This window comes from Klebsiella sp. C360 (assembly GCF_048822415.1).
GTDB classification, from domain to species: domain Bacteria; phylum Pseudomonadota; class Gammaproteobacteria; order Enterobacterales; family Enterobacteriaceae; genus Klebsiella; species Klebsiella quasipneumoniae.
This window is the reverse complement of sequence record NZ_JBMEZZ010000001.1, coordinates 252,402-273,961: the sequence shown is the minus strand read 5'-3', so window position 1 is coordinate 273,961 and position 21,560 is coordinate 252,402. Positions and strand designations below refer to the sequence as shown.

Below are 21,560 nucleotides of genomic sequence, written 5' to 3'. Positions count from 1 at the left end.
TACTTTTTCATCTCAACTTATTTGGAGATGTGGGCAATCAGGTCCAGAACTTTGTTGGAGTAGCCAGTTTCGTTGTCGTACCAGGAAACCAGTTTAACGAAGTTGTCGTTCAGTGCGATACCTGCTTTAGCATCGAACACGGAAGTGCAAACTTCGCCGTTGAAGTCGGTAGAAACAACGTCGTCTTCGGTGTAACCCAGAACGCCTTTCATTGCGCCTTCAGAAGCGGCTTTGATAGCTTTCTTGATTTCTTCGTAGGACGCTGCTTTTTCCAGACGAACGGTCAGGTCAACAACGGATACGTTCGGAGTCGGAACGCGGAACGCCATACCGGTCAGTTTGCCGTTCAGTTCTGGCAGTACTTTACCTACTGCTTTAGCAGCGCCGGTAGAGGACGGGATGATGTTCTGAGCTGCGCCGCGGCCGCCGCGCCAGTCTTTGTGAGACGGGCCATCAACGGTTTTCTGAGTAGCGGTGGTTGCGTGGACGGTGGTCATCAGGCCTTCAACGATACCGAAGTTGTCGTTGATGACTTTAGCCAGCGGTGCCAGGCAGTTGGTGGTGCAGGATGCGTTGGAAACGATGTCCTGGCCAGCGTAAGTGTCGAAGTTAGCGCCGCGAACGAACATCGGGGTGTTGTCTTTGGACGGGCCAGTCAGAACGACTTTTTTCGCGCCAGCGGTGATGTGTTTACGAGCGGTTTCGTCGGTCAGGAAGATACCGGTTGCTTCAGCAACAACGTCAACACCAACTTCGTCCCACTTCAGGTTAGCCGGGTCACGTTCAGCGGTAACACGGATTTTTTTACCGTTAACGACCAGATGACCGTCTTTCACTTCAACGGTGCCGTCGAAACGACCGTGAGTGGAGTCATACTTCAGCATGTAAGCCATGTACTCTGCGTCTAACAGGTCGTTGATTGCAACGATCTCGATGTCAGAACGTTTCTGAGCAGCACGGAAAACAATGCGACCGATACGGCCAAAACCGTTGATACCTACTTTGATAGTCATATATTCCACCAGCTATTTGTTAGTGAATAAAAGGTTGCCTGTAAAATTACAAAAACCTTACGCAGCGTCAAGCGGAATCGTGTCAATCATTGCGACAAATCAATCCTGAGCACACCTTGCGCGATTGATTTGCCTCACTCTCCCTTTGAGCCCAATTCCATATGGGGGCTGCGCGCGGAATTTTAAAGGGCATTTAAGATAAAAACGTGATTTAAGTCACAATTATCTGGCTGCCTGTGGGCACCGGATAAGTTTAGAACAAAAGTGTACGCTTCATTGTTAATGTTTTGTTAGAATTGGGGCGAAAGTTGTCCATTGTAAAGCGAGATGTAAGCCCATGGCGAATAAACCCTCCCCGGAAGAGCTGAAAAACGGCTTGAGCGAAATGCAGTTTTACGTGACCCAACATCATGGCACCGAACCGCCTTTCACCGGACGGCTGCTGCACAACAAGAAAAATGGCGTGTATCACTGCCTGGTGTGCGATGCGCCGCTGTTCAACTCCCAGACCAAATACGACTCCGGCTGCGGCTGGCCGAGCTTCTACGAGCCGGTAAGCGAAGAGGCCATTCGCTATCTGGACGACAGCTCCCACGGCATGCAGCGCATTGAGATCCGCTGCGGAAATTGTGATGCCCATCTCGGTCACGTGTTTCCGGATGGCCCGCAGCCGACCGGCGAGCGCTATTGTGTCAATTCGGCGTCGCTCAGCTTCACCGATGAGCAGAACGGCGAGCAGATTAAGGGCTGAAGAAACGATTCAGCAAATTATTCCAGGTGGAGGTGAGCGGAAGATGGATATTGAACAAATTATCGACAGCATGACCCCGGAAGTGTATCAGCGTCTGGCGACGGCGGTAGAGCTGGGAAAATGGCCGGATGGCGTGGCGCTGACGCCGGAGCAGAAGGAAAATAGCCTGCAGCTGGTGATGCTGTGGCAGGCCCGGTATAACACCGACGCCCAGCATATGACCATCGACACCCGCGGGCAGATGGTGATGAAGAGCAAACAGCAGCTGAAGGAAGATTTCGGCATCGTGCCGAAGCCGATCGCCACCGTGAAGTTGCAATAAACCGCCGGCCGGCGGGGAGACGTACCGGCGTCGGCTGATCCGGCGCCGGACTAGGGTAGCGTCAATGACCGCGCCCGGCGGTCAGTCGCTTCGCTTACTTTTTATTCATCATTGCTTTCAGGTCGGCAAACGGGTTGTAGGTGGCCTCGCCGACGCTCTTTTGCGCATCTTCGCCCGCTACCACCGTGGAGCCATACTGATCGGCTTCGGTGTACTTGGAATGTTCGTGATCGTGACAGTAAAGGCACAACATCTCCCAGTTGCTGCCATCTTCCGGGTTATTGGAGTGGTCGTGATCGATATGGTGCACCGTCAGCTCGCGCAGATTGGAGTAGACAAACTCCCGTGAGCAGCGTCCGCATACCCAGGGAAAGAGCTTGAGCGCCTTTTCGCGGTAACCCACTTCCAGACGTGCGTAATTTTTGGGGATATAGGCCATGGCCCCCTGCCTCCTGTCAAACGGTTAAGCTGCGCCAGCCCCTGGCGCAGCGGATAACAGGCATCATAACCTATCCCGGGCGGCGCGATATACCTGCATTGCCGGCGATGCTGCCTGCGTCACGCCGCCCGGCGGCGGCGATGCGGCGGAACAGCCGCGATTAGTGTTTGATCCCCAGCGATTCCGCCAGCTGGCGGGCCAGCTGGTTCTGGTCATCGGCGCCGTACTCCCAGAACATCGCTCCGGCAAGGCCTTTCGCCTTGATGTAGTCCGCTTTAATGGCCACCGAGCGCGGGTTCTCATAGGAGAGGGCGAACAGCGGCTTGCCCTCCGCGGACTGCACCGACAGCCACGGGACTTTCGCCTCATCGTCCCAGTGCTCGGTAAAGCGTTTCTGCGGATCGTTGAGCAATTTGCCCACGATATCATTGTATTTCACGTAAGTGTCTTTGCTCAGGTCATAGCCCAGCGAGGCAAACAGCGCGATCTGCTGTGGACCAAAATAGGGCTGGGTGACCGGGTTCTTTTGCGCATCCGCTTTACTCCAGTCAATCCCCGGCTCGACCGCCCGTTTCGGCACCCGGCCATAAAAACCAATCCCGAGGTTCATCTGGCTGGGTTTAAGCCCGGCGGCCAGGTAATTGTTGACCACAAAATCGGCGCTGTATTTATCCGCCGCGGCGACCGTCGGCCAGTGGCTGGAGTCATACAGGTTCGAGTTGAAGTACTGCGTGCCGTAGGCCATGTCGTAGGTCATCAGGTTGATGTAGTCGAGCGATGACGCAATCGCTTTAACGTCCACCCAACTTTTCGGGCTTTCGGCGTTGGCGCCCACGGCGATAGTGACCAGTTTCCTGGTACCAAACGCTGCGCGCAGCTCTTTTAACAGCGCGGTAAAGTTATCGCGATCGGCCGGTTGACTGGCAACCAGCCCCCAGGCGCCGTTGACCGGAAACTCCCAGTCGAGGTCAATCCCATCCAGACCATATTTTTCAACAATTTCCTGCGCAGACTGAATAAACACCTTCCGGGTTTCTTTGCTTGCCGCCGCGCCGGAGAAACCGCGCGCCCCCCAGCCGCCGACCGACAGCAGGACTTTGAGGTCCGGGTTCTGTTTACGCAGGGCCGGGAGCTTTTGCAGATCCGCCTGCACCTTCGGCGACAGCCAGATCTCGTGCAAATGAGCAGGATCCTTCAGGGCTGCGTTGGTCTCGTCTTTTTCATCGTTATAGATAAGGCCAAACGAGTAGTTGAGATGGGTGATCTGCCGGACGTCCAGCTTGTCGATATCCCCGCCCGGCCCGGCAGTGACGTCGCCGCCGCCGTTGAAATAGCCGACGGACATCAGCGGTTGGGCAGAGAGCGCGGAAGCGCAAAGCAGGGGCAAGGCTGCCAGCAAGGGCAAACGTTTCATAGTGGTTCCTCTTTGACATAAAAAAAATAACCGCGCCACGGAAATGGCGTGGCGAAAAAACAGCCTTGCCAGACTACCAGCAATAACCTGTTGAAACTGCGAGAGAGTTCAATTTATGGACGATAACGAAGCGGCAGAAGAAGCCCCGGCGCGGGCGCGCCGGGGAAGGGATCAGGCGTGGGTTTCCCGCCAGTCGTCGAGGGTATAGAGCGTGGCGCCTGCGGCGGCCATCTCCATAAACGCCTGGCTGCTGTCCTGCGGCTGAAGATTCACCCCGCGGCAGCCGTCGGTGATGACGTTGACCGCGTAGCCCAGCGCCAGGGCATCCAGCACGGTGAACTTAACGCAGTAATCGGTGGCGAGGCCGAGCACGGTCAGCTCCACGATCCCCTGACCGCGCAGCCAGCCGTCCAGTTCAGTTTTCTGCCGGTGACCGTTGTCAAAAAAAGCGCTGTAGCTGTCAATGACCCGGTTTTGCCCTTTGTGGAACACGGCGGCGATGGCCTGCTGCTTGAGCAGGGGATGCAGCGCCGCGCCTTCGCTGTGCTGAACGCAGTGATCCGGCCAGAAAGTTTGCGCCAGGCCATCCAGGTCGCCCTGGGTGTAGGGTTCCACCTGGTGCTGGCTGGCGAAGCTGCCGTGATCCGCCGGATGCCAGTCCTGGCTGGCGACGATGGGCTCGCCGCGCGCCAGGCTCCAGTCGATAAGCGCATTGGCCACCTCGACGGTACTATCGCCTTCAGGAACCGCCAGCGCGCCGCCGGCGCAGAAGTCGTTCTGCAAATCAACCAGTAACAGCGCTCGATGCGCCATACGTCCTCCTTAAGCTTCGTCAGGGGTCAGTTCGCCACGCAGATTCTGCTGCATCGCCGCGCGAATGGCGTCAACGTCCAGCTGCTGGCTCAGCAGATAGTGTAGCTTGGTCAGCGTCGCTTCCACCGTCATATCGAAACCACTGATGACTCCCGCCTGGGCGAGGGCATTGCCGGTGGCATAGCCGCCCATGTTCACTTTACCGGACATACACTGCGTCAAGTTGACCACCACAATGCCGCGCTGGCTGGCTTCCGCCAGCACCTGAATAAACTCGCCATTCTGCGGGGCGTTGCCGACGCCGTAGGAGCGAAGGATCAGCGCTTTCACCGGCTGGCGCAGGAAATTACGCACCACGTCGGCGGAGATGCCGGGGTAAATCGTCACCACGCCAATCGGCTGCGGGGTGATGGGGTGCACGATAAGCTCTCCGCAGCCCTGCGGCGCCGGCGGGGTACCGAGACGGCGGATATGGATCCCGGCCTCCAGCAGCGGCGCGAGGTTTGGCGAGGCGAAGGCGTCAAAGCCGTCGGCATGGGCTTTAGTGGTACGGTTACCGCGGAACAGCCGATTGTTGAAGAACAGCGCCACTTCGTTAATCGGATAGTTGGCGGCGACGTACAGGGCATTGAGCAGGTTGATCTGGCCGTCGGAGCGCAGCTCGGCCAGCGGGATTTGTGACCCTGTCACAATCACCGGTTTGCCGAGGTTTTCCAGCATGAATGACAGCGCAGAGGCGGTAAACGCCATGGTGTCGGTACCGTGGAGGATCACAAAGCCATCATACTCCTCGTAATGGCTGCGGATATCGTCGGCGATGTGCTGCCAGTCCTCAGGAGTCATATCGGATGAATCCATCAGCGGATGGTATTCATGGATCGTGAAGTCCGGCATCTCCGGGCGATGGAACTCAGGCATCAGCGCCAGCTGACGCTGGAGATGGCCGGAAACGGGTACATAGCCGTGTTCAGAGCGCTGCATACCGATGGTCCCACCGGTGTAGGCAACGTAAATCGATTTTTTTTGCATAGCATCGCTTAGGTTGGTCGTAGACAGGCGAAGTATAAAGAGACGGAGGAAAAAATACAGTGTTGGCCGCTCGCTTTGTGGCGGCGCTGGCAGGTGCGGAAAAAAGGCTGCCCCGGGAGACGGGGCAGCCGCTGCGTATTAACGGATGTTGGCGCAGGTCAGGCAGAAGGCATAGCGGTTCTGCGGGTCGTTAAACGCCGCCAGCTTGTCGCTTTCGGCTTTCACCGTCTCGGCTGCCGCGGCCACCGGCGCAGGCAGCCAGGCCTGAATGGCGGCCGGCAGCGAGGCGCGTACCGAACCGGTCAGGCTGTCCAGCACCATCGAGAAGAAGGTGGGCTCTTCCTGATAGTAGTTGAGGTGCCAGGTTTTCAGCTTCGCCAGCTCGGCGGCCTTGGCCACCGCGTCGTCGAAGTCGCCGAGGCTGTCGACAAGACCGTTGGCTTTGGCATCTTCCCCGGTCCAGACGTGGCCCTGGGCAATCTGGTCGATTTTCTCCGGCGTGCTCTTACGCGCGTTAGCCACCAGGGTGATAAAGCGTTGATAGCCGTTCTCAATGCTCAACTGCATCAGCTGCTGCACTTCCGGCGGCAGCGCTTTGGTGCTGGAGATATCCGCCAGCGGCGACGTGGCGACGCCGTCGGTATGGACGCCAATCGACCCGAGGGTGTTTTCCACGGTGTTAATCACCCCAAAGATGCCGATGGAGCCAGTGAGGGTGCTTGGGTTCGCGACAATGTAGTCCGCCGGCGTGGAGATCCAGTAGCCGCCGGAGGCCGCCATGCCGCCCATTGAAACGACCACCGGTTTACCCGCGGCTTTGGCTGCCGCCAGCTCTTCGCGAATGATTTCCGAGGCGGTCACGCTGCCGCCCGGGCTGTTGACGCGCAGGACGATGGCCTTAATTTTCGGGTCGAGGCGCGCATCGCGAATTTGCGCAGCGGTGGTGTCGCCGCCAACGTTGCCCGGGGTCTCCTCGCCGTCCATGATGGCGCCGTTGGCGAAGATCACCGCGATGGCGGAACCCTGGTCAGACGGTGTCTTCACGTTGTAGTCGTAATAGCTGATCGCCCGGTAATTGTTATCCGCTTTGCTCCAGCCAAACTGTTTGGTCAACGCCTTTTCCACTTCCGTGGAGGTCGCCAGCTCATCCACCAGCTTATTGTCCAGCGCATATTTCGCCGTATCGCCGCCCACCTTACGCAGGCCATCGATAATGCCCTGGGCGCCCGGGAAGAGCTGCTGGGCGGTGATCTGCCGGTTGGCGGCGATGGTGTTGAGGTAGTTCTGCCACAGTTCGCCAATCCAGCGGCTGTCCGCTTCGCGGGCGGCAGGGGACATGTCATCGCGAATGAAAGGCTCGACGGCGGATTTATAGGTGCCGACGCGGAAGACATGGGTGGAGACTTTCAGCTTATCCAGCAGCGACTTGTAGTACAGCCCGTTGGTGGCGAAGCCGTGCAGGTCCACCTCGCCCTGCGGAGAGAGCCAGATTTTGTTGGCAAAGCTCGCCAGGTAGTACTGGCCCTGGCTGTAGCTGCTGCCGACGGCATACACCGGTTTGCCGCTGTCGCGGAATTCGCGCAGCGCTTTACCGATGTACTGCATGGAGGGCTGATCGCCGCCGACGAAGTTTTTCAGATCCAGCACAATACCGGTGATATTACGGTCATCCTTCGCCTGACGGATGGTCTGCACGATATCGAACAGAGAATTCTCCTGCAGACGGTCCGAGCTGGCGCCAAACAGCTGGCGGCCAATTACGCCGAGCTTGCTGCTGGCGGACGGTTTATCCACCACCACGCCGGTAATATCCAGCAGCAGCGCGCCGCGCGCGGCATGTTCGCTGGTGGTGCTACTGAACTGGCTCCAGATGCCGATACACACCAGCACCAGCACCAGGAAGATCGCATTGAGGGCCAGTTTGCGAATAAAGTTGAGTATCCGCCACGTCCATTTAAAAAAGCTGGCAATCAGTCGCCAAAGGGTTCGCATGTATTCTCCCTAACGTTATCTAAAAATGGGCAGGCCGCAGGGGCCGCCGCGTCTGGCTATCCTAAAGAGTGAGCCGTCGGTTGTCAGCAGGAATCACCGACCGCGCTGTAACAAAATCCTTGTGCATGTTAATTTTATGAAAAATGACATCACAGGAGTTATACAGATGGATGCTCTCGACCTACTGCTTAATCGCCGCAGCGCTTCCCGCCTGGCGGAACCGGCCCCGGCCGGCGAACAGCTGGAAAACATTCTGCGCGCCGGGCTGCGCGCCCCGGATCATGGCACCCTGCAGCCGTGGCGCTTTTACATTATCGCCGATGACGGCCGCGAACGCTTTAGTCAGCTGCTGGAAAAGGGGGCCCGGGAGGCCGGCCAGGATGAGAAGGGCATAGAGAAAGCCCGCAATGCGCCGTTTCGCGCGCCGCTGATCATTACCGTAGTGGCGCGCTGTGAAGACCACCCGAAGGTGCCGCGCTGGGAGCAGGAGATGTCCGCTGGCTGCGCGGTGATGGCGATGCAGATGGCGGCCCTGGCCCAGGGATTCAACGGCATCTGGCGCAGCGGAGCATTGACCGAGAGCCCGGTGGTGCGGGCCGGCTTCGGGTGCCGCGAGCAGGATAAAATCGTCGGCTTCCTCTATCTGGGCACGCCGCAGCTGAAAGCCTCAACCACCATTGCCCTGCCGGATACCGCGCCGTTTGTGACGCGATTCTGAGTCAGCGCGTGTTACGCCGGGTGGCGGCTGCGTCTTACCCGGCCTACATTCGTACGACCTGTCGTTAATTTATTCACCATTGTTGCTGAAACTGCCGGTGCTGGCCGGAGCCCGGGGGTACAGGAGGCGGCGGCGACTGGCCGCCCCCTGTGCGCTCCCTGCGCCATGCCAGACATAACGCAGAAGACATATCGGGAGCGCCATCTGCTCGGACATAACACAGGAGTGGTAGCCCTGCTAAGCGCAGCGCGAGCAGGGAAATTTACGATTGTGCCGTTATTTCGCCGGGTGGCGGCTGCGCCTTACCCGGCCTACATAACCATCCCTGTATCAGACGGTTACCCCTCAATGTAGGCCCGCGCAAGCACAGCGCCGCCGGGCGATGGCAGCAGGCTCGGAGCCGCATCTATGCCGGGCGGCGGCGTGCGCCTGACCCGGCCTGCCGCCCCAAAGGTAGCCCGGATAAGGCGCGCCAGGCGCCGCCTCCGGGAATGTAACGGCGATGACATTACTTCTGCGTTTTGGCGAATTCGTCTTTGGCTTTCTGCAACTGCTGCTGGAAGGCCGGGTTGGTGTGCAGCGTGGCGACCACCGCGGAGCCGACGATGCGCGCCGCATCGACATCGCTCTGCCAGTGATAGCCGCAGATCACCCGGCTCTCGCCGAGCTCATAGCCGCGCTTCAAAATTTCGTTCTGCCGCTGCGGGTTGATCTCTGCCAGCACCAGGGCGGTGGCCCAGCCGATGGAGGTATGCCCGGATGGGTAAGAGCCGTTTTTCGACAGCTTGTCCTGCTCGGTGGTGTTGCAGGTGGAGACACCGTAGAAGGCAAACGGGCGAATGCGCATATACTTCTCTTTCGCGCCGCGGGTCGCCAGATCGCCGGCGTCTTCAATCATATTGGTCAACAGCTTATGGAGCTGCGGCGCGTCCTTTTCGGTGATCGGCGAGCCAAAGGCGCTGGAGAAGGCGTTAGCCACGCCGCCCGCGCTGAGGTTGGCATCCTCTGCCGCCAGCTTCCCGCGCTCGGTGTTGCGCAGCAGGCGCCCCTGCTCATACATCGCCTGATCGTTTAAGAACGCGATACTGCCCACCGCCGGCGGCGGCGGCAACAGCGCCAGGCTGTCGATGGCCTGGGCATTGGTCAGATAGTAGAGATCGGGCTTGGTGGTGACATCGTTACCGGGGGGAACCAGCGCGAAGGCGTTAACGGAGAAGAAACTGGCCAGGCAAAGGGCAAGAACACGCTTTTTCATTAGAATTTCCTTACGTCATAATCATTCCAGAGAAGACAGTCCTGGGTTGTCACATTTCTGTCATCTTTAAGTAAAAGTGAAAATGGTCGGGAAAAAATTGCCGCGTCTCGCAACAACGGCTTTTTGTCTGCTTAATGAGCAACCATACGCGATTTCAGACTGTCGTACTTACCACCCTGACGTTTGGGCGCTAACATAGCGGGATTGCAATGACAGGAGATGTCCATGAGCGAGCAAGCCATTCGTTTAACGCAATACAGCCACGGAGCCGGTTGTGGTTGTAAAATTTCCCCGAAAGTGCTGGAAACCATCCTGCATAGCGAGCAGGCGAAGTTTGTCGACCCGAACCTGCTTGTCGGCAACGAAACCAGCGATGATGCCGCCGTTTACGATCTTGGTAATGGCACGTCAATCGTCAGCACCACCGACTTCTTTATGCCGATTGTCGATAATCCGTTCGACTTTGGCCGCATTGCCGCCACCAACGCCATCAGCGATATTTTCGCCATGGGCGGGAAACCGATTATGGCGATTGCCATTCTCGGCTGGCCGATCAACACCCTGGCGCCGGAAATCGCCCGCGACGTGGTGGAGGGCGGGCGCTTTGCCTGCCAGCAGGCCGGGATCGCGCTGGCGGGCGGCCACTCCATTGACGCTCCTGAGCCGATCTTTGGTCTGGCGGTCACCGGCGTGGTGCCCACCGAGCGCATCAAGAAAAACAGCACCGCGCAGGCGGGCTGCAAACTGTATCTCACCAAACCGCTGGGGATCGGCGTGCTGACCACCGCGGAGAAAAAATCGCTGCTCAAGCCAGAGCATCAGGGGCTGGCGACGGAGACCATGTGCCAGATGAACCTCGCCGGCGCCGCGTTTGCCGCTATCGACGGGGTGAAGGCGATGACCGACGTCACCGGCTTTGGCCTGCTCGGCCACCTCAGCGAGGTGTGCCGCGGGGCCGGCGTGCAGGCGCAACTGCGCTATGCCGATATCCCGAAACTGCCGGGGGTGGAGGAGTATATCGCCGCCGGCGCGGTGCCGGGCGGCACCGGGCGCAACTTTGCCAGCTACGGCCATTTGATGGGCGAGATGCCGACGGCGTGGCGCGATCTGCTGTGCGACCCACAGACCTCAGGCGGTCTGCTGCTGGCGGTGACCCCGGAGGCGGAGGCGGAAGTCCAGGCCGCCGCGGCGGAGTTCGGTATTAAGCTGGCCGCCATCGGCGAGCTGGTGACCGCCCGTGGCGGGCGACCGATGATCGAGATCCGTTGATTCGATGCGGTTGTTTATTGCAGAAAAACCGAGTCTCGGTCGGGCTATCGCCGATGTGTTGCCTAAACCGCACCGCAAAGGCGATGGCTATATTGAGTGCGGCAACGGGCAGGTGGTCACCTGGTGTATCGGTCACCTGCTGGAGCAGGCGCAGCCGGACGTCTATGACAGCCGCTATGCCCGCTGGAATCTCACCGACCTGCCGATTGTGCCGGAGAAATGGCAGCTGCAGCCCAAACCTTCGGTCACCAAACAGCTGAATGTGATCAAGCGCCTGCTCGGCGACGCCGAGGAGGTTATCCACGCTGGCGACCCCGACCGTGAGGGGCAACTGCTGGTGGACGAGGTCCTCGACTACCTGCAGCTGGCGCCGGAGAAGCGCCAGCAGGTGCAGCGCTGTCTGATAAACGATCTCAACCCGCAGGCGGTGGAGCGGGCGATCAACCGCCTGCGCGCCAACAGCGAGTTTGTGCCGCTTTGCGTGTCGGCGCTGGCGCGGGCGCGCGCCGACTGGCTGTACGGCATCAATATGACCCGGGCCTATACTCTGCTGGGGCGCAACGCCGGCTATCAGGGGGTGCTCTCCGTGGGGCGGGTGCAGACCCCGGTGCTCGGCCTGGTGGTGCGCCGCGATGAAGAGATTGAAAACTTCGTCGCCAAAGATTTCTTCGACGTCAAAGCGCATATCGTCACGCCGCAGGAGGAGCGCTTTGTCGCGACCTGGGTGCCGAGCGAAGCCTGCGAACCTTACCAGGATGAAGAAGGGCGCCTGCTGCATCGTCCGCTGGCCGAGCACGTGGTTAAGCGTATCGAAGGCCAGCCGGCGCTGGTGACCGGCTATAACGATAAGCGCGATTCCGAACCCGCGCCGCTGCCGTTTTCGCTGTCGGCGCTGCAGATTGAGGCGGCCAAACGTTTCGGCTTCAGCGCGCAAAACGTGCTGGATATCTGCCAGAAGCTGTATGAAACCCACAAGCTCATCACCTATCCGCGTTCGGACAGCCGCTACCTGCCGGAAGAGCATTTCGCCGGCCGCCATGCGGTGCTGAATGCGATTGCCGTCCATGCGGCGGATCTGCTGCCGCAGCCGGTGGTGGATCCGGAGATCCGCAACCGCTGCTGGGATGATAAAAAGGTCGACGCGCACCATGCGATTATCCCGACCGCCCGCAGCAGCCAGGTCAAACTCACCGATAACGAAGCGAAGGTCTACACCCTGATCGCCCGGCAGTATCTGATGCAGTTCTGCCCTGACGCGGTGTTCCGTAAATGCCAGATTGACCTTGAGATCGCCAACGGCAAATTTGTCGCTAAAGCGCGTTTTCTGGCCGAGGCGGGCTGGCGGACGCTGCTTGGCAGCAAAGAGCGCGATGAAGAGAACGACGGCACGCCGCTGCCGGTGGTGGCCAAAGGCGATGAACTGCTGTGCGAGAGGGGCGAGGTGGTGGAGCGCCAGACGCAGCCGCCGCGCCACTTTACCGACGCCACGCTGCTGTCGGCGATGACCGGGATTGCCCGCTTCGTGCAGGATAAAGATCTGAAGAAGATCCTCCGCGCCACCGACGGCCTCGGCACCGAAGCAACCCGCGCCGGGATTATCGAACTGCTGTTTAAGCGCGGTTTCCTGAGCAAAAAGGGGCGCTATATTCACTCCTCGGAGGCCGGAAGGGCGCTGATTCATTCCCTGCCGGAGATGGCCGGGCGACCGGACATGACCGCCCACTGGGAGTCGGTATTGACGCAAATCAGCGAGAAACAGTGCCGCTATCAGGATTTTATGCAGCCGCTGGTGGGGACGCTGTATCAGCTGATCGAGCAGGCGCGCAGCACGCCGGTGCGCCAGTTCCGCGGTCTGGTGGCGCCTGGCGGGGCGAAAAAATCCTTCAGTAAGGGCAAAGGCAAAGCGAAAGGCAAAAAAGCGGCAGACGATGCCGCGCCGCCGCCGCAATAACCCGCCCGGCGGCCGCGAGGATGCGCTTCCCCGCGGCCGCCGTTTCTCCCCCCGCCAGGTCAATGGTCTACACTAAACAGCCGGGAAGGGGTTGACGACCCCCTCAGAACAGGGATGCCCATTGCCCTTCCCGATGCCGTTGCTCATTTCTCTCCCAGGCGATAAGGAGGACCCGTGAAATATATCGCTATCAGCCAACCGGGCGGCCCGGAAGTATTGCAGATCCGCGAAGGTGAGATCCCCACCGTCGGGGAGCATGAGGTGCTCATCGAGGTGAAAGCGGCGGGCGTCAACCGGCCGGATATTCTGCAGCGCCAGGGGCTGTATCCCATGCCTGAGGGCGTCACCCCCGTGCCCGGCCTCGAGGTGGCGGGCGTGGTTGTGAAGGTCGGCGCGCAGGTCACAACCTTTGCCCCCGGGGATCGCGTCTGCGCGCTGACCAACGGCGGCGGGTATGCCGAATACTGCGCCGTCCCGGCAGGCCAGACGCTGCCGATCCCGGCGGGCCTCAGCTTTAGCGAAGCGGCCGCCATTCCGGAAACCTTCTTCACCGTGTGGGCGAACGTTTTCCAGCTCGGTAAGCTGCAGTCCGGCGAGAGCATTCTGATCCACGGCGGCGCCAGCGGGATTGGCACCACTGCGGTCCTGCTGTGTCACGCGCTGGGGATGAGCGTCTATGCCACCGTCGGCCAGGACGAAAAAATTGCCGCGCTGCGACCCTACGCCACGGCGATCAACTACAAAACCGAAGATTTCGCAGAGAAAATTCACCAACTGACCAACGATGAAGGGGTGGATGTCATTCTGGATATCGTGGGCGGCCCTTACTTTAACCGCAACCTGGGGCTACTGAAAAAGGATGGACGGCTGGTGATCATCGGCTTTATGGGCGGGCGAATAGCTCATGAGGTGGATATTCAGACCCTGATGCTCAAGCGGGCCACCGTCACCGGCTCCACCATGCGCGGCCGGACGGCGGCGGAGAAACAGGAGATTGCCGAGGCGCTGCGGCGCCACGTCTGGCCGCTGCTTGAGGCAGGGAAATGCAAGCCGATGATCTACGCCAGCTACCCGATGGCGGAGATTGCCGAGGCGCATGCCTGTCTGGACAGTGGTCAGCATCTGGGGAAAGTGGTGATCACGATGACGTCGTGAGACGCCTCCCGGCGGGCAGCCGCCGGGAGGGCGTCAGGGGAGGTTAAATCACGCCCTGGGCGAGCATGGCATCCGCCACCTTCACGAAACCGGCGATATTGGCGCCGCGCACGTAGTTGGTCTGCTTCGCTTCACCGCCGTACTGCACGCAGGCGTGGTGGATATCCAGCATAATGTGATGCAGGCGGGCATCCACTTTTTCCGCTTTCCAGCCCATGCGCGCGGCGTTCTGCGCCATCTCCAGACCGGACGTCGCCACGCCGCCGGCGTTGGCCGCTTTGCCCGGGGCAAACAGCACGCCAGCTTCAAGGAACAGATCGGTCGCGGCGATGGTGGTCGGCATGTTGGCGCCTTCCGCCACGGCCTTCACGCCGTTGGCAATCAGCTGGCGGGCGGCATCGACGTCCAGTTCGTTCTGAGTGGCGCAAGGCAAGGCGATATCCACCGGCACTGACCATGGCTGCTGGCCTTCGAGATAGGTGAGGCCAAACTCGCGGGCGTAGTCGGCCACCCGGCCGTGGGCACGCTCTTTGATGTCGATCAGGCGGGCCAGTTTTTCTTTGGTGAAGCCCGCCTCGTCAACGACGGTGCCGTTGGAGTCGGAGGCGGTGACCACCCGCGCGCCAAGCTCCATCGCTTTCTCAATGGCGTATTGCGCGACGTTGCCGGAGCCGGAGACCGCCACGCGAGCGCCTTCGAAGCCGAGGCCGTGACGTTTGAGCATTGCTTCGGTGAAGTAGATCAGGCCGTAACCGGTGGCTTCCGGACGGATCAGGCTGCCGCCGAAGGAGAGGCCTTTACCGGTGAAGACGCAGGCGCTGTTGTTAGAGAGTTTGCGCATCATGCCGGCCATAAAGCCGACCTCGCGGCCGCCGACGCCGATATCGCCCGCCGGTACGTCGGTATCCGGGCCAAGATGGCGATAGAGCTCGGTCATCAGCGCCTGGCAGAAGCGCATCACTTCGCCATCGCTCTTGCCCTTAGGATCGAAATCGCTGCCGCCTTTCCCGCCGCCCATCGGCAGGGTGGTCAGGGCGTTTTTGAAGGTCTGCTCGAAGCCAAGGAATTTGAGAATCGACAGATTCACCGACGGATGGAAGCGCATCCCGCCCTTATACGGGCCGATGGCCGAGTTGAACTGCACGCGCCACGCGCGGTTGACCTGGACCTGATTGCGGTCGTCCACCCACACCACGCGGAACTGGATCACGCGCTCCGGTTCCACCAGACGTTCCAGCAAAGCAAGCTGACGATAGCGCGGATTTTCCTCAAGGAAAGGCCACAGGGTGGTCATGACCTCCCGGACGGCTTGAGCAAATTCGGTTTGATGAGGATCGCGCTGTTGAACGCGGGTGAGAAAGCCTTCCAGAGTGCACGTCTGATCCATAGATATAAGTTCCCCTTATGGTTGTGGTTGCGTGTATTTATTATGATTCGGTCCTTGAAAAAACCGATTTTCCGACTATAACACCGCTAATCCTTAGGCAAGCAAGGAAAAATTAAGCCGTCAGCAAAATTTATAATTGCCCGCCCGTCATAACTAAAAACGATGACGAGGCGGCGAGCGGATCAGCGGGGACAAAGGGACGGGCGCTGGGCGATAAAGGCGTGCAGGAGGGGGATATCGGCCGGGGCGAGATCGAGGGTTAAGGCGTCGGCAGGAAGGCACCAGCGCAGCTGGCTGTGATAGTGGGCCAGCGGCGCGCCCTGAAAGTTCGGTACCCACCAGGCGTGCAGATGGATCTGGCGACCGGAGACTTCCCGCTGATGGCTGGCGATATAGCATGCCGGGTGGGCGATGATGCCCATCTCCTCCCGCAGCTCCCGGGCCAGCGCCTGCGGCTGGCTTTCACCCGACTCCACTTTGCCGCCGGCGAATTCCCACATTCCCGGCTGGTCGGCGTGGGGCGGGCGCTGGGCCAGCAGAATTTTGCCATCCTGTTCAATAATGGCGGCGACAACTTCAATCATTTTTAGCATAAGCATCAACGTTAATATGACCAAACTGGCCTATTATCACCGCCATAGACCTTCACTGACAACCGCCAACTCTGCTGGAGACCCCCGTGCTTGATAGCCACTTGCATCCTCGCCTCAAACCTCTGCTTAACGCTGCCGCCGGCGCGCTTGACCGCCCGGGTATTTCGCCAGACGGGCTGACGCTGCTCGGTTTTGCCATCGGCGCGCTGGCTCTGCCATTTCTGGCATTAGGGTGGTATGGCGCGGCGCTGGCGGCCATTCTTCTCAACCGCCTGCTGGACGGCCTGGACGGCGCCCTGGCGCGGCGGCGCGGGCTTAGCGACGCCGGCGGTTTTCTCGATATCTCACTGGATTTTCTCTTCTATGCCCTGGTGCCGTTCGGTTTTATCCTGGCGGATCCGCAAAATAACGCCCTGGCGGGCGGCTGGCTGCTGTTTGCCTTTATCGGCACCGGCAGCAGCTTTCTCGCCTTTGCCGCGCTGGCGGCAAAGCACCAGATCGCCAATCCCGGCTATGCCCATAAATCGCTGCACTATCTCGGGGGGCTGACGGAGGGGACGGAGACTATCCTGCTGTTTGTCCTCAGCTGCTTGTTTCCGGCGCATTTCGCCTGGCTGGCGTGGCTGTTTGGCGCGCTATGCTGGCTGACGACGGCGACGCGTATCGCCAGCGGCTACCGGACCTTAAAGCGGGTGGCGTGAGCGGAAAATCGCGCGTCGCCGGCAGGGTGTGACGCGTTACTGACTGCTTTCCGGGCCGCGTTCTCCGCGGGCGACCGGATTGTGCGGGTTGCTGCTCCATTCGTACCAGCCGCCGTCATAGACGGCGACGTGCGGCCAGCCCATGGCCCGGGCATACATGAAGGTTTCGGAGGCCCGCCAGCCGGTTCCGCAATAGAACGCCACCTGCTGGTCAGGCAGGATGTTCCACTGGCGCCACAGGGCGGCGATATCGTCGGCGCTGCGCATGGTGCCGTCCGGGTTATGGAAGTCTTCCATGTGCGTGGAGTCGCTTCCGGCATGGCCCCAGCGGGCGCCGGCGATGTCGCCCTTCGGTTTGATATAGCTGTAGCCGCTGGTGGTGCCGATAAACTCCGGCCACGAGCGGACGCTGACCAGCGAGGCGTCCTGGCGGTGCAGCAGACCGCGGGCCTGCCCGGTATCCAGCATCAGCTGCGGCTGGCCGGGGATCGGCGCGCCAAAATCCGGCGCCGGCTGCGGCGTCGGCGGCATGCCGCGCGCCACAGGCAGACCGGCGTCGGACCAGGTCTGCCAGCCGCCGTCCAGCAGGCGCACGTCTTTGACGCCGGCGTACAGCATGATCTGCGCCACCCGCGCCGCGGCGTAGACGTCGCGACCGTAGAGGATCACCGTGGTGTCATGGCGGATGCCGTGCTTCGCCAGCATCGCCTTCAGCTGCGCATCGGACACTTTATTCCAAAGGGGTTCGCTCTCCACCTCATTGGTGTCGATATAGCCCGCGCCCGGGATATGGCTCAGCAGATAGAACTTCGGCGCTCCCCAGGCGGCCTCAAACACCTTCCAGTCGCCGGCCGGGGCGGCAGCCACGCTTTTCCCTTGCTGCAGATCGTGCAGCCACTGCGGGTAGACCAGCTGTTCAAAGTGCGGCAGCTTTTGCAGACGGTCGCCCTGGCTCAGAGCGTCGCTCAGGACGTTGAGCCGGGTGAAGCCCGCTTGTTTCAGTCGCGCCGCGACGCTGGCGTTATCCTCAGGACTGCCGTACAGCGCGATGGGGGTATCGGGCTGGAGCTGGTGCTGCTTAGCCCAGCCCTGGAGCTGCTCGTCGCTCATGGCGCCGAGCCAGCGGGCGGAAAGGTTCAGCGCCTGCGGCTCATGCCCTTCCGGGCCGTTGACGTGCTGCGGCCAGCCGTTGTAATAAGCGCTCAGGCGGGTGTCGATGGCCACGCCGTGCTGCTGTTGCAGGTGGGAGAGGGTGAGCGCTGGCATGGTTTCAGCGGCGCAGGTGGTGGTAGCAGCAAGCCCCATGAGCAGGGCGAGTGCGGTCAATTGAGAAACACGTTTCATCGAAATGCCCGACGGTAAAAAGTGGAGGGCGTATTCTCCGCTTGCCTGGCGTTGATTTCTTTGCGGTAACGCAGGTTTGCACGCTATTGTGCTTCATTGCCAGCGCTCCATCGCCAGGCACCGCCCCGTCGGCGGACAGTCCTCGCGATCGTGGGTCACCAGGATCGCCGGAATGGCCTGGCGGGCCAGTTCCTCAAATACCCAGCGGCGGAACGCGGTGCGCAGGGTAGCATCCAGGCGGCTGAAGGGCTCATCCAGCAGCAGCGCCTCGGGGCGCGCCAGCAGGGCGCGCAGCAGACTCACCCGCGCCCGCTGTCCGCCGGAGAGCGTGGCCGGGTCGCGCGCGGCGAATCCATGCAGCCCGGCGCGACTGAGCGCCTGCTCCACCGCGGCTTTACGCGCCTCGCCGCGTACGGTTTCCGGTAGCGCCAGCTGTAAATTTTGCCCGACGCTGAAATGGTCGAACAGCAACGGGTCCTGAAACAGGATGCCGATGCGCCGGCGCTCCGTCGGCAGCGTATCGCAGCGCCGATCGTTGAGCCATAGCTCGCCCTCGGCGCGGAAGTCGCCGGCCAGAGCGCCAATCATCCATGCAAACAGCGTCGATTTTCCGCTGCCGGAAGGGCCCATCAGCGTCAGCACTTCACCCGGGGCCACCGAGAAGGCGACCTCCCGCAGCAGCGGCTGACGTTTCACGCTCAGGGTCAAATGGTTTACGGTTAGCACTAGCGAAGTCCTCGTCGATAGCGGCCCGCCAGCCAGGCCAGCAGGGCCGTCAGGGTAAAGCATACCGCCGGCAGCAGTAATTGCCATAGCGCCTGGGCGGCAAGCGTCTGCGCCTCGCCGCCGCTGCTGAGCGCCACCGCCTGGCTGGTGAGCGTCGGGATACGGCCTGCCCCCAGCCATAGCGTTGGCAGATACTGCGCAATGCTCACCGAGAAGCCCACCGCCAGGGCGGTCAGCAGCGGGCGGGTCAGCGAGGGCAGGGTCAGCAGCCAGAAAATACGCGTGGGATCCCAGCCGAGCGTGCGGGCGATCACCGCCATCCGCGGATCGCGCTGGCGCCAGGCCGGGCGCAAAATAAACAGCATCCACGGCACCACCCACAGCAGATGGCCCCACAGGACGGTCCACCATTCGCCGTCTAGCCAGGCGTACAGGGCCAGCCGGTACTGGCCGTCGGCCAGCGGCAGGGCCGGCAGCACCAGCGGCAGCCAGACCCAGCCATCTCTCCGCGCCGGGCCGCAGGCCAGCCACAGCAGGCAGACGGCCGCGCCGAGGGCGCAGGCCGCCAGCGCCAGACCAAGGCTGTTAATCAATGCCTCGGTCTGCGGCGGCGCCGAGCGCGCCAGCCCCGCCAGCAATAGCGCGCACAGCAGGCCGCTCAGCGGCAGGGCACTCGCCAGCAGGCGGCCGGGCAGGGCGTGAGGATGGGGATGCCGAACGCCGCGCAGATCGGGCAGACGTCGACGCTGTAGCCGCCATCCGCCCCAGGCGACCAGCGCCAGCCCGCCGAGGATCGCCAGCAGCAGCAGGCTGGCCAGCGCCCCTTTCGCCTGCTGCAGGTCATCGCCCTGGCTTAACCAGTGCCACGCCAGCACGGCGAGGGTGGGCGGATTGCCGGGCCCCAGCACCAGGGCGACGTCTACCGTCGACAGGCTCCAGGCCGCGGCGGCCAGCAGCACCATGCCGAGGGCGGGCAGCAACCCAGGCAGCACCAGCCAGCGCAGGCACTGCCAGCGGCCGTAGCCGAGGCTCTTTAGCGCTGTCGCCTGGTCGGCGAGGCGCGCCTCCCCCAGCAGGCCGTAGATCACCCACAGCACAAAGGCGCTCTCTTTCAGGGCCATCGTCAGGCCAAGCCCGATGCCGTACCGGTCGACCGGCGGCGTCAAAAACGGCAGCCGCTGCCAGATCCAGCCGCCTTCGGCAAACAGCAGCAGCGCCGCCGTCGCCAGGGCTAGATGGGGCACCGCCAGCAGCAAGGGCAGGCGGGAAGCCAGTCGCCGCCAGCGGGCCGAAGGCCAGAGGGCGGCGACGATGGTCAGGGCGATCAGTAACGCGCCGCCGACGGACAGCAGCGTGGAAACAAGGGTGGCGGCCAGCGCCTGGCCCAGCTGCGGGTCGGCGAACAGCGCCCGCCAGTGGACCGGGGAGAGCGCCGGCCACACCAGCCCTGCGGCGGCGGGGAATAAGGGCAGATAGATTGCCGCCATCGTCCCCCAGGCCAGCAGGATCAGTGGGTACCGTAGCGGCGCAGCCATTCCTGCTCCAGTGCGTCAACCCACGCCGCGTGCGGCTCGGCAAGCACCGGCGGCAGATCCTGCGGCAGGGTGGCCGCCAGCGCCTGTCGCTGCTTGTCAGGTAGACGCTGCGGGTCCAGAACGCTTGGATCGCCCCAGACGGCGGCATCCGCCTTGCGCAATTGCGCCTCAGGGGAGAGCAGGAAATTGGCCACCACTTTGGCAGCGGCGACGGCGCGCGCGTTGGCCGGAATAGTCACGAAATGGACGTTGCCGAGGGTCCCTCCGGTAAAGCCGAAGCTGTAGCTGTCCGCCGGTAACTCCCCGCTGGCGGCCTTCTGCCGGGCATGGAGCGGATTAAACGTCAGCGACAGGCGGAGGATACCCTGGTTGAGCATGGCGTCCATCCGCGCCGGCGACGCCGGGAAATCCTTGCCCGCCCGCCATAGCGCCGGGTGCAGCGCATCGAGATAGCGCCACAGCGGGGCGGTGACCGCCGCGAAAGTCGCCGTCTGCGGCGGCTGGCGCAGGGCGGCAGGCTGGTCGGTGAGGGCGATCAGCAGCTGCTCCAGCAGGGCGGTACCGGTGAAGTCCGGTGGCCGCGGGTAGGTTACGCTGCCCGGATGGGCTCTGGCGAAGTCCAGCAGCGCCTGCGGGCTGGTGGGAGGCTGCGGGGTTTGTTCGCGGCGGGCGATAAACGTCAGCTGGGCGCTGCCCCACGGCGACTCGGCGCCCTCGGTGGCGACAGAAAAATCTTCCTGAACCGGCTTTTGCCGATCGACATAGCGCCAGTTGGGCAGCGATTCGGCCCAGCCGGTGAGCAGCAGGTTGGCCTGTTTTAGGGTGTGAAAGTTTTCGCCGTTGATCCACAGCAAATCCACCGAACCGCCGCGGCGACGGCCAGCCTGCGCCTCAGTCTGGATGCGTTTCACCGCGTCGGCGGCGTCGGCGATGGGGACAATACGCAGGTCGATCGCGTAGTGTCGTTTGACCTCCTCGCTGACCCACGTCAGATAGCGGTTAACGGCCGGGTCGCCGCCCCAGGCGTTAAACCAGACGGTCTGGCCACGGGCTTCCGTCTGGGTCTGCCGCCAGCTGTCGTCGGCATTCACCACCAGCGGCCAGAGCAGCAGCAGGTACAGACAGAGGCTGAAATCACGCAAACGGCGCATCG

The 21,560-nt window shown here is 61.7% G+C and carries 20 protein-coding genes; 7 read left to right on the top strand and 13 right to left on the bottom strand.

The features are described 5' to 3' along the window. Nucleotides 1–17: 17 nt before the first annotated feature. Nucleotides 18–1,013: a glyceraldehyde-3-phosphate dehydrogenase gene (gene gapA, locus ACOI7D_RS01290; protein ID WP_004203784.1), complete on the bottom strand. Its 996-nt coding sequence runs from the start codon at nt 1,011–1,013 to the stop codon at nt 18–20. 337 nt (nt 1,014–1,350) lie between these two features. Between gapA and msrB the strand changes: the two genes are divergently transcribed. Both msrB and ACOI7D_RS01280 read left to right on the top strand, forming a co-directional pair. Then, nucleotides 1,351–1,764, top strand: coding sequence for a peptide-methionine (R)-S-oxide reductase MsrB (gene msrB / locus ACOI7D_RS01285; protein ID WP_004203786.1), 414 nt, complete (start codon nt 1,351–1,353; stop codon nt 1,762–1,764). A 43-nt stretch (nt 1,765–1,807) separates the two neighbouring features. Beyond that, on the top strand, nt 1,808–2,086 hold the full coding sequence (locus ACOI7D_RS01280; RefSeq protein ID WP_004203787.1) for a YeaC family protein: 279 nt from the start codon (nt 1,808–1,810) through the stop codon (nt 2,084–2,086). A 94-nt stretch (nt 2,087–2,180) separates the two neighbouring features. On the opposite strand, the gene yajD is transcribed toward ACOI7D_RS01280, so the two are convergent. The 5 genes from yajD to sppA all read right to left on the bottom strand — a co-directional run bounded on the left by yajD (nt 2,181) and on the right by sppA (nt 7,773). Then, nucleotides 2,181–2,525, bottom strand: coding sequence for an HNH nuclease YajD (yajD, locus tag ACOI7D_RS01275; protein ID WP_002901254.1), 345 nt, complete (start codon nt 2,523–2,525; stop codon nt 2,181–2,183). A 160-nt stretch (nt 2,526–2,685) separates the two neighbouring features. Continuing rightward, entirely contained in the window at nt 2,686–3,939 is a 1,254-nt protein-coding gene (locus ACOI7D_RS01270) for a glycoside hydrolase family 18 protein (protein WP_032452507.1), read from the bottom strand. A 171-nt stretch (nt 3,940–4,110) separates the two neighbouring features. After that, nucleotides 4,111–4,752, bottom strand: a complete 642-nt coding sequence (gene pncA, locus ACOI7D_RS01265; protein WP_048334778.1) for a bifunctional nicotinamidase/pyrazinamidase — start codon at nt 4,750–4,752, stop codon at nt 4,111–4,113. 9 nt (nt 4,753–4,761) lie between these two features. Continuing rightward, the gene (gene ansA, locus ACOI7D_RS01260) at nt 4,762–5,781 is read right to left on the bottom strand and encodes an asparaginase (protein WP_032452508.1); all 1,020 of its coding nucleotides are present in this window, start codon (nt 5,779–5,781) and stop codon (nt 4,762–4,764) included. A 138-nt stretch (nt 5,782–5,919) separates the two neighbouring features. After that, on the bottom strand, nt 5,920–7,773 hold the full coding sequence (sppA, locus tag ACOI7D_RS01255) for a signal peptide peptidase SppA (RefSeq protein ID WP_004203792.1): 1,854 nt from the start codon (nt 7,771–7,773) through the stop codon (nt 5,920–5,922). Between the two features lie 166 nt (nt 7,774–7,939). Between sppA and ACOI7D_RS01250 the strand changes: the two genes are divergently transcribed. Next, nucleotides 7,940–8,491: an NAD(P)H nitroreductase gene (locus tag ACOI7D_RS01250; RefSeq protein ID WP_044522321.1), complete on the top strand. Its 552-nt coding sequence runs from the start codon at nt 7,940–7,942 to the stop codon at nt 8,489–8,491. Nucleotides 8,492–8,999: 508 nt separating this feature from the next. Here the strand turns inward: ACOI7D_RS01250 and phoC are convergent. After that, nucleotides 9,000–9,746, bottom strand: coding sequence for an acid phosphatase PhoC (gene phoC / locus ACOI7D_RS01245; protein WP_008807621.1), 747 nt, complete (start codon nt 9,744–9,746; stop codon nt 9,000–9,002). 225 nt (nt 9,747–9,971) lie between these two features. Here phoC and selD point away from each other — a divergent pair, with 225 nt between their 5' ends. The 3 genes from selD (at nt 9,972) to ACOI7D_RS01230 (ending at nt 14,121) form a co-directional block, all read left to right on the top strand. Next, nucleotides 9,972–11,015, top strand: a complete 1,044-nt coding sequence (selD, locus tag ACOI7D_RS01240) for a selenide, water dikinase SelD (protein WP_044522394.1) — start codon at nt 9,972–9,974, stop codon at nt 11,013–11,015. A gap of 4 nt (nt 11,016–11,019) precedes the next feature. Beyond that, nucleotides 11,020–12,966 carry a DNA topoisomerase III gene (locus ACOI7D_RS01235; protein WP_023289280.1) on the top strand — a complete coding sequence of 649 codons (1,947 nt, stop codon included), beginning with the start codon at nt 11,020–11,022 and terminating at the stop codon, nt 12,964–12,966. A 174-nt stretch (nt 12,967–13,140) separates the two neighbouring features. Next, nucleotides 13,141–14,121 carry an NAD(P)H-quinone oxidoreductase gene (locus ACOI7D_RS01230; RefSeq protein ID WP_032452513.1) on the top strand — a complete coding sequence of 327 codons (981 nt, stop codon included), beginning with the start codon at nt 13,141–13,143 and terminating at the stop codon, nt 14,119–14,121. 43 nt (nt 14,122–14,164) lie between these two features. Here the strand turns inward: ACOI7D_RS01230 and gdhA are convergent, their stop codons facing one another. Further along, nucleotides 14,165–15,508: an NADP-specific glutamate dehydrogenase gene (gdhA, locus tag ACOI7D_RS01225; RefSeq protein WP_004176526.1), complete on the bottom strand. Its 1,344-nt coding sequence runs from the start codon at nt 15,506–15,508 to the stop codon at nt 14,165–14,167. A 182-nt stretch (nt 15,509–15,690) separates the two neighbouring features. Beyond that, on the bottom strand, nt 15,691–16,101 hold the full coding sequence (locus ACOI7D_RS01220) for a pyrimidine (deoxy)nucleoside triphosphate diphosphatase (RefSeq protein WP_060591101.1): 411 nt from the start codon (nt 16,099–16,101) through the stop codon (nt 15,691–15,693). An 86-nt stretch (nt 16,102–16,187) separates the two neighbouring features. Between ACOI7D_RS01220 and ACOI7D_RS01215 the strand changes: the two genes are divergently transcribed. After that, nucleotides 16,188–16,802, top strand: a complete 615-nt coding sequence (locus ACOI7D_RS01215) for a CDP-alcohol phosphatidyltransferase family protein (RefSeq protein WP_032452514.1) — start codon at nt 16,188–16,190, stop codon at nt 16,800–16,802. A gap of 36 nt (nt 16,803–16,838) precedes the next feature. On the opposite strand, the gene ACOI7D_RS01210 is transcribed toward ACOI7D_RS01215, so the two are convergent. The 4 genes from ACOI7D_RS01210 to ACOI7D_RS01195 form a co-directional block, all read right to left on the bottom strand. Continuing rightward, on the bottom strand, nt 16,839–18,146 hold the full coding sequence (locus tag ACOI7D_RS01210; RefSeq protein ID WP_060591056.1) for a sulfurtransferase: 1,308 nt from the start codon (nt 18,144–18,146) through the stop codon (nt 16,839–16,841). A gap of 93 nt (nt 18,147–18,239) precedes the next feature. Beyond that, complete coding sequence (locus ACOI7D_RS01205; RefSeq protein WP_060591054.1) at nt 18,240–18,872, bottom strand: ATP-binding cassette domain-containing protein; 633 nt, start codon at nt 18,870–18,872, stop codon at nt 18,240–18,242. After that, complete coding sequence (locus ACOI7D_RS01200) at nt 18,872–20,407, bottom strand: ABC transporter permease subunit (RefSeq protein ID WP_060591052.1); 1,536 nt, start codon at nt 20,405–20,407, stop codon at nt 18,872–18,874. The genes ACOI7D_RS01205 and ACOI7D_RS01200 overlap by 1 nt, the downstream gene beginning before the upstream one ends. Further along, nucleotides 20,380–21,558 carry an ABC transporter substrate-binding protein gene (locus ACOI7D_RS01195; RefSeq protein ID WP_060591050.1) on the bottom strand — a complete coding sequence of 393 codons (1,179 nt, stop codon included), beginning with the start codon at nt 21,556–21,558 and terminating at the stop codon, nt 20,380–20,382. Before ACOI7D_RS01195 ends, ACOI7D_RS01200 begins: the two co-directional genes overlap by 28 nt. Nucleotides 21,559–21,560 lie beyond the last annotated feature (2 nt).